Source organism: Hyphomonas sediminis, from assembly GCF_019679475.1.
Classification (GTDB): Bacteria; Pseudomonadota; Alphaproteobacteria; order Caulobacterales; family Hyphomonadaceae; genus Hyphomonas; species Hyphomonas sediminis.
The window spans coordinates 366,197-379,688 of the sequence record NZ_JAIEZP010000001.1 but is presented as its reverse complement, the minus strand read 5'-3'; the positions used below and the strand labels follow the sequence as shown (position 1 = coordinate 379,688).

The 13,492-nt window shown below is 65.8% G+C and carries 10 protein-coding genes; 3 read left to right on the top strand and 7 right to left on the bottom strand.

Annotation, left to right across the window (positions count from 1 at the left end):
- Nucleotides 1–135: 135 nt before the first annotated feature.
- Both murB and K1X12_RS01840 read right to left on the bottom strand, forming a co-directional pair.
- The gene (murB, locus tag K1X12_RS01845) at nucleotides 136–1,086 is read right to left on the bottom strand and encodes a UDP-N-acetylmuramate dehydrogenase (RefSeq protein WP_220985940.1); all 951 of its coding nucleotides are present in this window, start codon (nucleotides 1,084–1,086) and stop codon (nucleotides 136–138) included.
- 98 nt (nucleotides 1,087–1,184) lie between these two features.
- Complete coding sequence (locus tag K1X12_RS01840) at nucleotides 1,185–1,772, bottom strand: EF-hand domain-containing protein (protein ID WP_220985939.1); 588 nt, start codon at nucleotides 1,770–1,772, stop codon at nucleotides 1,185–1,187.
- A gap of 249 nt (nucleotides 1,773–2,021) precedes the next feature.
- On the opposite strand from K1X12_RS01840, the gene K1X12_RS01835 reads away from it, so the two are divergent.
- Nucleotides 2,022–4,469 (top strand): sensor histidine kinase, encoded by a 2,448-nt coding sequence (locus tag K1X12_RS01835; RefSeq protein WP_220985938.1) that lies wholly within the window; start codon nucleotides 2,022–2,024, stop codon nucleotides 4,467–4,469.
- 69 nt (nucleotides 4,470–4,538) lie between these two features.
- On the opposite strand, the gene K1X12_RS01830 is transcribed toward K1X12_RS01835, so the two are convergent.
- Nucleotides 4,539–5,372, bottom strand: a complete 834-nt coding sequence (locus K1X12_RS01830; RefSeq protein ID WP_220985937.1) for a hypothetical protein — start codon at nucleotides 5,370–5,372, stop codon at nucleotides 4,539–4,541.
- A 120-nt stretch (nucleotides 5,373–5,492) separates the two neighbouring features.
- Complete coding sequence (locus tag K1X12_RS01825) at nucleotides 5,493–6,806, bottom strand: dicarboxylate/amino acid:cation symporter (protein WP_220985936.1); 1,314 nt, start codon at nucleotides 6,804–6,806, stop codon at nucleotides 5,493–5,495.
- Nucleotides 6,807–6,932: 126 nt separating this feature from the next.
- Between K1X12_RS01825 and hrpB the strand changes: the two genes are divergently transcribed.
- Both hrpB and dacB read left to right on the top strand, forming a co-directional pair.
- Nucleotides 6,933–9,371, top strand: coding sequence for an ATP-dependent helicase HrpB (hrpB, locus tag K1X12_RS01820; protein WP_220985935.1), 2,439 nt, complete (start codon nucleotides 6,933–6,935; stop codon nucleotides 9,369–9,371).
- Between the two features lie 20 nt (nucleotides 9,372–9,391).
- Complete coding sequence (dacB, locus tag K1X12_RS01815; protein WP_220985934.1) at nucleotides 9,392–10,828, top strand: D-alanyl-D-alanine carboxypeptidase/D-alanyl-D-alanine endopeptidase; 1,437 nt, start codon at nucleotides 9,392–9,394, stop codon at nucleotides 10,826–10,828.
- 24 nt (nucleotides 10,829–10,852) lie between these two features.
- On the opposite strand, the gene K1X12_RS01810 is transcribed toward dacB, so the two are convergent.
- The 3 genes from K1X12_RS01810 to K1X12_RS01800 all read right to left on the bottom strand — a co-directional run bounded on the left by K1X12_RS01810 (nucleotide 10,853) and on the right by K1X12_RS01800 (nucleotide 13,419).
- Nucleotides 10,853–11,281 carry a hypothetical protein gene (locus K1X12_RS01810; RefSeq protein WP_220985933.1) on the bottom strand — a complete coding sequence of 143 codons (429 nt, stop codon included), beginning with the start codon at nucleotides 11,279–11,281 and terminating at the stop codon, nucleotides 10,853–10,855.
- 69 nt (nucleotides 11,282–11,350) lie between these two features.
- Complete coding sequence (locus K1X12_RS01805; protein ID WP_220985932.1) at nucleotides 11,351–11,998, bottom strand: pseudouridine synthase; 648 nt, start codon at nucleotides 11,996–11,998, stop codon at nucleotides 11,351–11,353.
- The gene (locus K1X12_RS01800; protein ID WP_220985931.1) at nucleotides 11,995–13,419 is read right to left on the bottom strand and encodes a sensor histidine kinase; all 1,425 of its coding nucleotides are present in this window, start codon (nucleotides 13,417–13,419) and stop codon (nucleotides 11,995–11,997) included. Before K1X12_RS01800 ends, K1X12_RS01805 begins: the two co-directional genes overlap by 4 nt.
- Nucleotides 13,420–13,492 lie beyond the last annotated feature (73 nt).

Here is a 13,492-nt window from a genome sequence, read left to right as displayed (position 1 = left end):
TTGCCTTGAACCCCTCTCCCTTGGGAGAGGGGCAGGGGTGAGGGGGGCTGGGGTATCCGTCTGGCGGAGCAGTTTGGGGAAGCGTTGCGCGCCCTCGCCCCAACCCCTTCTGCCAGAGGGCGAGGGGGCTTCAGGTTAAACCCTCTGCACACGGCCCATGCGGCGGACTTCCCAGCGGAGGTCTACGCCGGAGGTTTCCAGCACGCGGGCACGGACGAGTTCGCCGAGGGCTTCGAGGTCCGCCGCCGTTGCCGTGCCGGTGTTGATGAGGAAGTTGCAGTGGAGGGGGGAGACTTGCGCCCCGCCGACTTTCAGGCCGCGGCAGCCGGCGGCGTCGATCAGTTTCCAGGCGGAGCGTTGACCCGGCGTGCCCGGAGGATCGGGGTTGGCGAAGGTGGAGCCTGAGGTTTTCTCCTTGATCGGCTGTGTTTCGCCGCGCCGGGCCTGAAGGGCGGCAATGTCGGCGGCGATCTTTTCAGGCTCGCCCGTGCCTGTGCCTTCCAGGATGAGGCGTGTGACGATGAGATCAGCCGGAAGGTCCGTATGGCGATAGGAGAAGTGCGCCTCGGGCAGGGCGCCGGGCTTGCCGGGGCCGCGATAGGCGACGCGCGTGCCATCGCGCCGGTAGCCATGCAGGGCGACGAGGCGGTCGCGCAACTCGGCGCCATAGCAGCCGGCATTGGTGCGGGTCGCCCCGCCAAGGGAGCCGGGAATGCCGGAGAGGAATTCCAGCCCCGTGATGCCATTGCTGGCGGCGGCCTTGGCGACGGCAAGGTCCAGCGCGCCGGCGCGGGCTGAGAGGGTGATCCCGTCTTCGGCTTCAATCTCGCCCCAGTATTTGCCCATCAGGCGGATGACGACGCCTTCAAGGCCGCCATCGCGCACGATGAGGTTTGAGCCGACGCCCAGCACGGTGACCGGGATGGCGGGGGCGAGCGCCTTGAGGAAGGCTTCAAGGTCTTCCTCATCGGCGGGCAGGAACAGGGCGTCTGCCGGGCCGCCGACGCGGAACCAGGTGTAGGGCGCCAGCTCTGCGCCGGGGATGAGCTTGCCGCGCACCGGCGGCAGGGAAGCGGGAAGGGTCATGGCCGAAACGGGTTTCCTGAACCGGGCGCGGTGTCAAGGCGCGGGCGCGCGCGGCCACTTTATATAAGGAGCGTTATGGGAGGGGGCAGGGCCGCGTTTCAGCGGCGGGGCGAACCAGAGCCGCCATTTGGGCCGCCCTCACCGGGCAGGGAGCCGCCCTGCGCGAAGCGGCGGTCTTCCTTCTCCGGCTTGTCGGGCGCGGTGAGGCTGGCGACGGCGATGTTGCCGTCCCCGTCCTCATAGGAGGCGGCGAGCTGGTATATCACGGTGGTGAATTCTTCCAGCGTGACGATCCGGTCCAGATTGGGATCGAAGCGGACGGGATTGGCCAGCGTATCGTCGCGCACCGGCATGCTGGCGGCCCAGGCCTGCTGTTCCAGCGCGGTGAGCTGGCCATCGCCATTGGCGTCGGCCTCGGCAAAGGCGGCCTTGATGCCGGCGTTCAGCTCCTCGCGGGAGACCGTGCCGTCGCCATTGGTGTCGAAGCTGAGGATCAGCACGCCCCCGGCGACCAGGCGTTCGCCCTTGCCGGGCATGCCGCCGGGCGGGGGCTTGCGATCGGGCCGGGCGGCCAGCTGGCCGGGCAGGCGCACGATCTCGTCTGCGTCTACGCCTTCATCGCCAGATGCGGCCGCCGTGAGGGGCAGGGCCAGGGCAAAGGCGAGCGAGGCAAGGAAGATGCGCATGCAGGGAAGCTCCCAAGGGACAGACAGATTAACCTAGGCGGGTGTGACGTCTTTGCAACACCCATTCTTCAGGCCCCCAGATTAAGAGGCTGACAGAGAGCAGGGTGACGGGGCCAGTATTAACCCCGCCTTAACGCTCGCGGCACCATTCATTAACCAGTATAAACCTTCCCGAGTCGCGGCGTCCGTCCCCGCGCGGCCCGATATGAACCGGCGGCAGCCCCGCCAAGTATAGAGGTTCCGGAACGCATGACCGCTGAACAGATGCCGATCGTTATGGCTATTGGCACCGCGCTGCTGGCGCTGGGTGCGCTGCTTTGGGCGCTTCGGGTGTCGGATGGCGCGCGCGGCGCGGCGCGGCGCTACCGCGACGTGGCCGGGGACCGGGAAACCGAGAATGCCGGGCTGAAATCCGTTCTGGGCGCCCATCCGGGCGTCATCCTCGTCTGGCAGGGCGATGCGCTGGAGCTGGACGGCGACGAGATTACCCCGCCGGAACTTTATGGCTCGCCGGTCGCGCTGGCGGGTTTGCTGAGCTTTACCGATGACGCGATTTCGCCGGACCCGGCGGTGCGTATCGTCGAGGGGCTGGCAGACCTTGAGGCGCGGGATTCGGCCGGGCAGGATACGACGCTGCGCATCCGCCTGCGTGAGCTGCGCGAGAGCGGGCAGCCTTTCTCGCTGACCATCATCGGGCCTTCGGGGCGCTTCCTGGAGGCTGATGGCCGCACGGCAGGCGTGCGCGCGGTGGTGTGGATCAACGACACGACCATCAAGGGCCTGGAAGAAAGCTCCGCTCGCGGCAAGCTGGAAGAGGCGCGGCAGGTGATTGCGCGTGACCCGACCGCTTTCCTCGACATGCTGGGCAAGGCGCCGTTCCCGGCCTGGCGCGTTTCGGGCATGGGCCGCCTGCAATGGGCCAACCCCGCCTATATCGAAGCGGTGGACGGCGGAAACCTCGACCGCGTTCTGGAACGCCAGGTCATGCTGGAGCAGGCCGTCACCGAGCAGGCCCGCAAGACGATCACCGACGGCGCCGAGCATGACGAGACGCGCCATATCGTCATCAACAACCAGCGCCGCGCGATGCGCGTGCTGACCTTCCCGCTGTCGGGCGGGGCAGGCTGTATGGCGTTTGACGTGACCGAGCAGGAGAACTCCCGCGAGGAGTTGAACCGCCATGTGCGCGCCCATGACGAGACGCTGAACCATGTGGCCGATGCGGTTGCCATCTTCGGGCCGGACCGCAAGCTGAACTTCTACAACAAGGCCTTCCGCGACATGTGGGACCTGGAGGAGACCTTCCTCCTCGATCGGCCAAGCCACGGCCAGCTGCTCGACCGCCTGCGCGAGAAGAAGAAGCTCCCGGCCCGGACGAACTATGCCGAATGGCGCGCCGAGGAAATTTCCTATTATCTCGATATTGACGGGGTGAAGGAAGACAAATGGTCCTTGCCGGACAGCCGCACGCTGTCAGTTACCCGCCAGCGCCACCCGATGGGCGGCCTGCTGGTATTGTTCAAGGACATCACCGACCACCTCTCCCTGCAGACGCGCTTCAATGCTCTGATCAAGACGCAGTCTTCGACGCTGGACAATCTGCACGAGGCAGTTGCCGTGTTCGGCTCCGACGGGCGCCTGAAGCTGCACAACCGCGCCTTCGAGCGCGTGTGGGATATTCCGGGTGACCGCCTGAAGGACCGTCCGGACTATGACGATGTGATCCGGGGCTGCGTGCCGCTGTTCCATGACATGGAAATCTGGGACGCGATCAAGGTGCACATCACCGACCCGTCGGCGCGCCAGTCGACCACCGGTGAAATGCGCCGGGCCGATGGCTCGCTGCTGACCTATCTGACCCATCCGCTGCCGGATGGAAATACGATGATCGCCTTTGCCGATGTGACGGCAACGCGCCGGGTGGAATCGGCCTTGCGCGACCGGGCCGAGGCCTTCGAGGCGGCCGACCGCCTGAAGACGGAATTCGTGCGCAATGTGAGTTACCAGCTGCGCTCGCCGCTGACGACGATCTTCGGCTATGCCGAACTGCTGGAAACCCAGCGCAACGGCCCGCTGACCGAGCGCCAGACCGATCACGTTCGCGCGATCCTTTCGGCGTCCGACCATCTCAACAAGCTGATCGAGAACATTCTCGATCTTGCCCTGATCGAAGCGGGCCGGCTGGATCTGGAGCTCAGTGAACTCGACCTGGAGGACGTGATCAACCAGAGCGTCGAACTGGTCGTCTCGAAAGCCGAAGACACCGAAGTGGCAGTCCGTGCCGAGATTACCGGCCGGCTTGGCCAGATGCGGGGCGATGAGCGCCGGATCAAGCAGGTGCTGTTCAACCTGATCTCCAACTCGCTGCGCTTCACCGAGCCGGGCGGGGAGATTGTGGTCGCGGCCCAGCGGATGGGCGACATGATCACTCTCAGCGTGCGGGACAATGGCGCGGGCCTTGAGGCCGACAAGCGCGCGACGAGCTTCGACAGTTTCGTCTCCGGCGACCAGCGCGGCGCGGGCCTTGGCCTCGCCCTTGTGAAGCATTTCATCCACCTGCATGGCGGCACGGTGGGCATGAAATCGGTCGATGGCGGCGGCCTGGAAGTCACCTGCTGGCTGCCTTCGCAGGCGCCGGTCACGGCCTCCCTGCCGCCCGCACAGGCGAGCTTCGAGCCCCAGCCGACGGCACACTGATCTGGCTGATCTGAAATAAAAATAGCCCGGCCCTCGCAAGAAGGCCGGGCTTTTTGATGCGTATCGGGATTAGCCCGTGCAGGTGGCGCCGGGGCCGCGAAGGTCCCCAATAGACCCCATATTGTAGCCGGGGCCGAGAGCGTCCAGCGCCTCGATATCGGCCTCCTCGATCACGGCATCGAGATCTGGCACGCAGGCTTTGAGGGTTGCCGGATCAATGCGGAACATTCCGCTTGGGCTTTCCTGACCCAATGCGCGGCGCGCCGCGCGGACATCATCGAGAAGGTAGTAGCCGCTGCCCACATTGAATTCGCGCATGAAGTTGTTGTGGATCATGTAGGTCTGCTCTTCCCGCTTCAGATTCTCCTGCAGCGAGCGTTCGAAGTTCGGGGAGCTTTCCGACGCCCCTGAGCGTTTCAAAGCCTCCGCCATACGCGCGCGATCTGGCGGCGTGGGCGCGCCATGCACGAGGATGGCGGCATACCTGTCAGCATAGAAGCGGCGCGCGACGGGCACGAGATAGTTGGCGCAGGAGGAGGCGCACAGGCCAATCACTTCGACTTCGAGATTCCGGCGTTTGATCACATGCGCTGCAAAAATCGCCCATTCAACAACTCCGCCAGCGGACGTGATGACAAGCCGGTCTGCGCTTTCCGGTGCCGCAAGGAGGCAGTTCACGAGCTGAATCGATGTGGCGCCATTATAGTGGATCAGGGGGCCGTCATAGGAGCAGGTGTATTCTCCGACGTCGGAAAAGCCCGCATAGATCGCGGCGATGGGCATTTCCATCGCTTTGCGGGCGCGCTCATACGCTTCGTTTTGCGGATCAGCCTGGGCGGGCGCCGCCCCTGCCAGCGCGGCAAATCCCAATAGGGCGGCAAAGCCTGTTATCCGGAGCTGCATTCGGCCCTCCCTAGAGGTTTAAATGGCTTCTCCTTTAAGCCCCATGCGCGCCCCACGCGCAATAAAAAACCCGGCCCGCAATCGGGGCCGGGTTTAGTGTGAACCATAGGGTTTCTGGCCTTAGATAGGATCAGGCGCTTTGAAGACTTCCTCATCCAGGTCGCCTTCCCATTTGGCGACGGCGGTGGCCACGGCGAGGTCGCCGGTGATGTTGGTGACGGTGCGCATCATGTCGAGGATCCGGTCGAACGGGAACAGTACGGCGACGATGAGGACAATCTGATCGGGATTTGCGCCAACGATGCTGAGTGTGGTGGTGGCCAGCAGAAGGCTGACCGAAGGCACGCCTGCCGTGCCGATGGAGACGAGCGTCGCCATGATGATGATGGTGAGGTACATGCCCGGCTCCATGGGGATGCCGAGGGCCTGCACCGCGAAAAGGGCGATGAGGCCCTGATAGAGCGCTGTGCCATCCATATTGATCGTCGCGCCGAGCGGCAGGACGGACGAGGCGATCGGCTTGCCGATGCCAAGGTTCTTGTTGGCGCAGGACATCGTCATCGGCAGCGTGGCGTTGGACGAGGAGGTGGAGAAGGCCACCATCTGTGCGTCGAACACGCCGCGATAGAAGGGCAGGAGCGGCAGGCGCAGCAGGCCCTTCACGATGAAGCCATACGTGATCAGGATATGCAGGAGGCAGGCTGTGTAGTGGGCGAGCGTCATCTTGCCGAGCACGGTGAGCACTGAGAGGCCCCGGTCGCCCATCACCCAGGCCATCAGTGCCAGCACGCCGAAGGGCGCGGTTTCCATCACGACCAGCGTCAGCTTCATGATCGCTTCGGAGCCGGAATTGAACAGTTTTTCCAGCGGCTTGCCGGCCTCGCCCGCCAGCATGATGCCAACGCCGAGCAGGATGGCGAAGAAGATGATCTGCAGGACATCGCCGCGCGCGAACGCGTCGATGGGATTGGACGGGATGATGGAAAGCAGCGTCTTGACGAGCTGTTCGCCGACGCTGCCAGCCGGGGCGTTGGCTGCCAGGCGCGCGCGAGTTTCTTCAAGGTCGGCGGCATTGGCAATCGAGGTGTCAAAACCGGCGCCGGGCTGGACCAGCGTGCCCATCAGCAGGCCGAAGCAGATCGCCAGGACGGTGGTGCCCATATACATGGCGAGCGCGCGGCCACCGAGACTGCCCAGACGTTTGGGGTCGCCCATCGCCAGGACGCCAGACACCAGCGTGACGAAGATCAGCGGCACGACGAGCATGCGGATAAGGTTGATGAAGGCGTCGCCGACAGGTTTGAACCAGGTGGTAACGAACTCTCCGCCGCGATCCGGGCCGAGGCCGTAGCGCAGGGCAAGCCCGATCAGCGTGCCAACGACGAGGCCAGCCAGCACCCGCTTCCATAGATCGATTGCAAACCAGCCCTTCATTCCACGCTCCCAGATCGGCCCAAGCGCGGGACCCTAGGGGGCAGGGCTTTAGAACGCAACCGCTCCGGCTGCGCGCCGCGCTGGCCGCTTGCCAGCCGGGCAGAGGCGGCTCTATCTGCGTTGAAGATGAGCAGTTCAGACGCCCTGCCGATTGATGAAGTGATGCCCGAAATCCTGCGCCAGATGGCGGCGGGCAACCGGCTTGTGCTGGCCGCCCCGCCGGGCGCGGGCAAGACGACGCGCGTGCCCCTCGCGCTGGCCGGGCTGCTGGGCGCGCCGGGGGTGATCGCCGGGCGCATCCTGATGCTGGAGCCACGGCGCGTGGCTGCGCGCATGGCGGCGGAGCGGATGGCCGCGTCTCTGGGAGAGCGTCTCGGCCAGACCATCGGCCTGACGACGCGGGTGGACCGGAAGGTATCGAAGGAGACCCGTATCGAGGTCATCACCGACGGCCTCTTCACGCGGCGCATCCTGGCCGATCAGGAGCTGGCCGGGGTTGGCGCGGTCCTGTTCGACGAGTTTCACGAGCGGCGGCTGAATGCCGATGTCGGCCTGGCGCTGGCCATGGAGGCACAATCTGTCCTGCGCGACGATCTCCGCCTGCTGATCATGTCGGCCACGCTGGATACGGGCGCTGTTTCCCGCGCCATTGCTGCGCCGGTGATCGAGAGCGAAGGGCGGATGTATCCGGTGGAGACGCGCTATCTTGGCCGCTCCGACGACCGGATCGAAGACCGGATGCCGAAGGTGATCCGGCAGGCGCTGCGCGAGGAAGAAGGCTCCGTTCTCGCTTTCCTGCCTGGCGCGCGGGAAATCAACCGGACGGCCGACGCGCTAAGTGGGCTCGGCCCGGATATCATCCTCGCTCCGCTGTATGGCGCGCTCTCGCCCGCCGAGCAGGATGCGGCGGTCTCCCCGGCGCCAAAGGGCAAGCGCAAGATTGTGCTGGCGACCGACATTGCCGAAAGTGCGCTGACGATCGAAGGCGTGCGTATCGTGATCGATTCCGGCCTTTCCCGTGTGGCGGAGGAAGATCTGGGCGGGCTGGGCAGCCGGCTGACCACCGTCCGCGCCTCGCGTGCTTCGGCCGATCAGCGCCGCGGCCGGGCCGGGCGCACCGCGCCGGGCGTATGTTACCGCCTCTGGGATGAGGCCGCGACACGTGGGCTGATGGCGGCGCCTGTGCCGGAAATTCTGGTGACGGATCTTTCAGGCCTCGCGCTGACGCTGGCCGAATGGGGCACGCAGGACGCAGGCAGCCTGACATGGATGGACGCCCCGCCGCCGGGCAAGCTGAAAGGCGCGCGCCAGCAACTCGCCGCGCTGGGCGCCCTGAGCGAGGATGGCGCGCTGACTGGGAAGGGCCGCGAGATGGCGCGCATGCCGCTGCCCCCGCGCCTTGCCGCGCTGGTGGCGGCTGCGCCGGGCGGGGCGGAAAAAGCGCTGGCCGCAGAAATCGCCGCCATGATGAGCGAGCGCGGCATGGGCGGCGACAGCCCGGACCTGCACAGCCGGCTGGACCGGTTCCGCGCCGATGGCAGCCCGCGCGCCCGCGCGCTGCGCCAGCAGGCCAGAAACTGGGGCGGGGACGCTGCGCCGGGGGGCGACCTTGCGAAACTTCTCTCACGGGCGTGGCCAGATCAGGTTGCCCGCCGCCGGCAGGGCAGCACAGGTAGTTATCTGATGGCATCTGGCCGTGCTGCGTCTGTTCCGCCCTCTGATCTTCTGGCGAAATCCGAATGGCTGATCGTGGCCGATCTTGGCGGCGCGGCGAAGGAGCCACGTATCCTGTTGGGCCTGCCGATCAGCGAGGCCGAAGCGCTCGCCTCGCAGAAGGTGGCGACGGAAGAACGCGCGGCGTTCGATTCCAGAACGGGCAAGTTCACAGCGCGCCGGGTGAAGGCGCTGGGCGCGATTGTGCTCTCTGAAGCAGCCTTGCCCAAACCATCTGCCGATGTTGCCGCCGCCGCGATGCTTGAGGCGGTGGAGAAGGAAGGCTTTGGCGCAATCGGCGCGGCGGAAGTGATTGAGGAAACGCTCAGCCGTCTGCATATTCTGGCGCAGGCTGGACTGATCGAAGATCCGGGCCTGAGCGTTGAGGGGCTTGTCGCATCGGCGCCGGACTGGCTGCGCCCGCTGCTTCGGCGCAAGGGGACGAGCGTGCCCGAGGCGCATGAGGTGCGCGCGGCGTTGACCGAAACGCTGGACTGGCCGCTGCAGGAAGCCTTGCGCAAGGAGGCGCCGCTGAGCCTGGAGCTGCCGTCGGGCCAGAGCGCGCGGGTGGACTGGCTTGATCCGCGTGCGCCGTTGGTGTCGGCGCGGGCCCAGGCCTTTTATGGCCTCGGCGAGCACCCGAAGATCGCTGCCGGGCGCGTGCCGGTCACGGTTGAGCTGCTCTCGCCCGGCATGAAGCCGGCGGCCACAACGCAGGATCTCGCCCGCTTCTGGGGCGCGGGATATAAAGACATGGCGAAAGACATGCGCGGGCGCTATCCCAAGCATGATTGGCCGGAAGACCCGGCAAACGCCCGCGCCCATGAGGGGCGCACAAAGAAACGCCTCTGAGCGGAAAAGGACGGTTACGGATGATGTCTCTTCGCGCTTTCCGCCCGCTCCTGACGGCGGCCCTGATCGGCCTCACCGCCTGCGCAACGCAGCCGCCACCGCCCGCGCCGCTGGAGCAGACGCAGGTGGCGGGCGTGCGCTGGGGCGCGGTGGTCTCGACGCTGGACGGGCAGGAAGTGTTCGCCCTGCGCTGGGACGAGCGGTTCACACCCGCCTCCAATACGAAGATATTCACGACGGCGGCCGCCTTTGCCTATCTTTCGGATCTTGAGACGCCCAACCCGGCGGCGGGCACTTCGGTCTGGCTTTCCACGCGCGGGGAAGGGGAGGCCCCAGATCTTATTCTCATGGGCGCGGGCGATGCGGGGCTGACCGACAGCCCTGATTGCGTCACCAATTGCCTTCATCAGCTGGCGGACGCTGTGGTCGCCGCCGGCATCACACGCGTTGCCGATGTGATCGGGGATGACAGCGCGCTGCCTGCAGACCCCTGGGGGCAGGGGTGGAGCTGGAACAATTTTTCCTGGTATTACGCCGCGCCAATTTCAGCCCTCACGGTGAATGAGAATACGCTTGGCCTGCAGGTGACGCCGGCGCCTGAAGCGGGCTTTCCCGCGACCGTTTCCTGGTTGCCGGGGGATGATCTGCTGATCCTCCAGAATGACACGGTGACGGGGTATCCGAAGGATGAGGCGACCCTGCGCATGATGCGCGTTCCGGGATCGGATGTTTTGCGCCTGACCGGTAGCCTGCCGGCGGGCACGGGCACGCGCGCCTATGCGGTGGCAGTGGGCGAGCCGGCACATGCCGCGGCGCAGCGATTTATTCGCCTGCTTGCCGAGCGCGGTGTCGTCGTCGAAGGCATCGCCCGCGCGCAGCATGAAGCGGGCTTTGATGCAGGTGCCATGCCGGTAGAGCTTGCCCGGCTCACGCCCGCGCCGCTGATCGACAGTGTCCGGCGTATTCTTGTCAACAGCCAGAACCTTCATGCCGAGTTGCTGCTGCGCCGGATCGCGGCGGCGCGTGGCGCGCTGACGGGAGAAGGCGGCCCTGAAATCCTCGCGGCTCTTGCCGCTGAAGCCGGGCTGACGCGAACGGAGATTGAGCTGTTCGATGGTTCCGGTATGTCGAGCTATAACCGCGTTACGCCGCGCGGCATGGTCGCTTTCCTCCGTTGGGCAGAGACCCAGCCCTGGGGCGAGGCCTGGCGCGCGGCCCTGCCGGTTGGCGGCGCCGATGGCACGCTCGCCCGCCGTTTCAAGGGAACGTCGCTGGAGGGGAAAGTCTATGCCAAGACCGGCTCCCTGCACGGCGTCAATGCGCTGTCAGGCTATATGACCGCGAAGAGCGGCCGCGTGTTGGTGTTTGCGATTTTCGCCAATGACCGCCCGGCAGAGGCCCCCTCGATCATTGCGGAGATGGATGCAGCGCTGGTTCAGATTGCCGAGGAAAACTGATCAAATGGCAGATCAGTGGTCAGATCAGTTCGGGCGGCTGCGATTTTCGTCGCCCCATTCCATGCCCATGGATTTCTTCATCCAGTCGGAGAAGGTGCCCGGCTTCTTCAGGGCATTGGCGTCCAGCGTGCCATAAGACACCAGCGTTCCGTCGCGCCCTTCGAGCCGCACGCCGCGAATGCGTTCGCCCGCATGGCTCCAGTCATAAGATTGGGCCGGATCGAGGATCAGCATTACCTGCTCGCCACCGCGCCCTTCCAGGTCGCGCCCGAAGACGAGGCCGTAGACTTTTTCCCGGCCCCACAGGCCGTGGCTGGAAGCCTGGCGCTTGCCGTCCAGCAGCACTTCGTCCCACAGCAGGTTCCGCCGCCATTGCAGCACATGCATCCGCTCGCCCGAGATGATCTTGATGTCGACTTCGTGCAGCGCGACGCGGACGAGTTCTGCATGCATGGGGCGGCTCCTTCGATCTTATCGAAAAACAATATATGACGATTGCGGGCCGGGTCAACCGTTTTCGGATCAGAAGGGGCAGGGCGCCTCAAATTTCATTGGGACGCCGGTTGCCGGATGGGCGAAGGCGAGCTGCGCCGCATGCAGGGCAAGGCGCGGGCGCGCGGCCAGCGCGTCACCCTGCGCATAGAATTCATCCCCAAGGATCGGATGGCCAATTGCTGCCAGATGCACGCGCAATTGATGCGAGCGGCCCGTAACCGGCGTGAGCTTCAGGCGCCCGCCCGTCTCCGAAACGGATAGTGTCTCGTAAAGCGTGCGGCTCGGCTTGCCGATTTCGTGATCAATCTTTTGCAAGGGGCGGTTCGGCCAGTCGGTAATCAGGGGCAGGTCTATTTCGCCGCTTGCGGGGGAGGGTGCGCCCCAGACATCGGCAAGATACGCCTTCTCCACTTCGCTGCGCTCAAACAGCATGGACAGCGCGCGCTGCATGTCCTTCCCGCGCGCCATCAGCAACAGGCCGCTGGTTGCCATGTCCAGCCGGTGAACGGTCAGCGCATCGGAAAAATCAGCTTGCACGCGCGCAATGGCGCAGTCGGCCTTGTCCTCGCCCCGTCCGGGTACGGAAAGAAGGCCGGAAGGCTTGTCGATCAGGATCAGGTGATCGTCGATGTGGATATAGGAAACCGGCGCGGGCGCCGGGGAATACAGGCTCATGCCTCAAGTCCCGGCAGGGCGAGGCGGAAGGCGGTGCCGTCCGGCCCGGTGGCGGCGAGTGTCAGGCTGCCGCCCAGCGCATCGGCCAGCTCGTGGGCGATGACGAGGCCGAGGCCTGTGCCGCCCACGCGGGTCGATCCGGAGAAGGGACGGAAGAGATTCTGCTGCGTCCGCTCCGGAATGCCGGGGCCGTTATCTTCAAAGATCAGCGCGCCGCCCTCGATCCGCACGCGGATCTGCGGGGCGTCCGTGCCCACCTGGCGCATCGCCTCGGCGGCGTTGCGGATCAGGTTGGCGGCGATCCGGTGCAAATGGTCGGCGTCGGAGCGGATCACGAGCGTTTCCGGAATGGCGATCTCGATGCCGATCCCGTTCTCGACAAGGGCTTCTTCGGCGGCGCCCTGAATAATGATCAGCAGACGCACGGTCTGCATTACCGGCGCGCGCGGGGCGGCCTTGCCATAGTCGAGCGTGGCCGTGGCCAGTTCGATGGCGCGTTCCAGCGCCCGTTTCAGGCGCGGGGCGGCGCGCTGCACGCGCGGGTCTTCCGAGCGGGCAAGCCCATCGGAAACCAGCTGGGCAGAGGCGAGCGAGTTGCGCAGGTCGTGATTGATCTTGGCGACCGCGCTGCCAAGCTCGGCAAGGTGGGCGCGCTGGCGGAAGGCGTCGGCGACGACCTCTTCCATGCCGGAGAGTGCGTTCTGGGCGCGTCCGATTTCATCGCGGCGCGAGGTTGGCGAAAGCCGGCGCGACCAGCCGCCAGGATCGCGGCTGAACTGTTCCACACTAACTGTGACCCGCCGCATCGGGCGCACGACGACCGCATCGAGCACAAGATAGATGACGATCGCGGCGACCAGCGCAATGAGCAGCGAAAGCCCGCCCGCCCGCCAGGCGAGGGCCACCATCGTCTTCTTCAGCGGCGCCTGCGGCACCACGACTTCGACCACCCGGTCGGAGCTGGCGCCTTCAGCAATGATGACGAGCATTTCGTCAGGCGGGGCGAAATATTCCCCCATCGCGCCAATCCCGCGGCTCATGGCATTGGCTTCGCGCAGGTCGATCAGCCGGGTGGGGTGGTCTTCCATCGGCATGGCCGGGGCCAGCAGCTGGAAGCGCATGTCGTCTTCAATTTCCGTCACGGCCAGAACTTCGGCCTTCTCAAGCAGGCTTTCGGAAAGTTCTTCGGACACCTCCCGCATGGGCGCCGCTTCCAGTGCGAGGGAGGCGATGCGCGCGGCCTGCACCCGCTCGTTCAGCCATTGGCTCCGCAGATTGCTGGCGGTTGGCAGGAACACCAGCGCCTCGGTGAGCAGGATGGCGCCCAGGGTCAGCGCAAAAAGGCGTGCAGCAAGGCTTTCCGTCAGGCGCCTCTGGCGTCGCGGGAGAAGGGGCTCAGGGGGGCGCTCGGGGTCGCTCACGGGCGGACACTTATGCCAAAAGCGCCGCAAGGGAAACGGGTTACGCCTGCTTGCAGGTGTTCCCCGTACACGG

What these genes read in the sequence shown, in the direction of transcription:
- murB (WP_220985940.1), bottom strand. Translation starts at nt 1,086, where the DNA reads ATGACCCTTCCCGCTTCCCTGCCGCCGGTGCGCGGCAAGCTCATCCCC.
- K1X12_RS01840 (WP_220985939.1), bottom strand. Translation starts at nt 1,772, where the DNA reads ATGCGCATCTTCCTTGCCTCGCTCGCCTTTGCCCTGGCCCTGCCCCTC.
- K1X12_RS01835 (WP_220985938.1), top strand. Translation starts at nt 2,022, where the DNA reads ATGACCGCTGAACAGATGCCGATCGTTATGGCTATTGGCACCGCGCTG.
- K1X12_RS01830 (WP_220985937.1), bottom strand. Translation starts at nt 5,372, where the DNA reads ATGCAGCTCCGGATAACAGGCTTTGCCGCCCTATTGGGATTTGCCGCG.
- K1X12_RS01825 (WP_220985936.1), bottom strand. Translation starts at nt 6,806, where the DNA reads ATGAAGGGCTGGTTTGCAATCGATCTATGGAAGCGGGTGCTGGCTGGC.
- hrpB (WP_220985935.1), top strand. Translation starts at nt 6,933, where the DNA reads ATGAGCAGTTCAGACGCCCTGCCGATTGATGAAGTGATGCCCGAAATC.
- dacB (WP_220985934.1), top strand. Translation starts at nt 9,392, where the DNA reads ATGATGTCTCTTCGCGCTTTCCGCCCGCTCCTGACGGCGGCCCTGATC.
- K1X12_RS01810 (WP_220985933.1), bottom strand. Translation starts at nt 11,281, where the DNA reads ATGCATGCAGAACTCGTCCGCGTCGCGCTGCACGAAGTCGACATCAAG.
- K1X12_RS01805 (WP_220985932.1), bottom strand. Translation starts at nt 11,998, where the DNA reads ATGAGCCTGTATTCCCCGGCGCCCGCGCCGGTTTCCTATATCCACATC.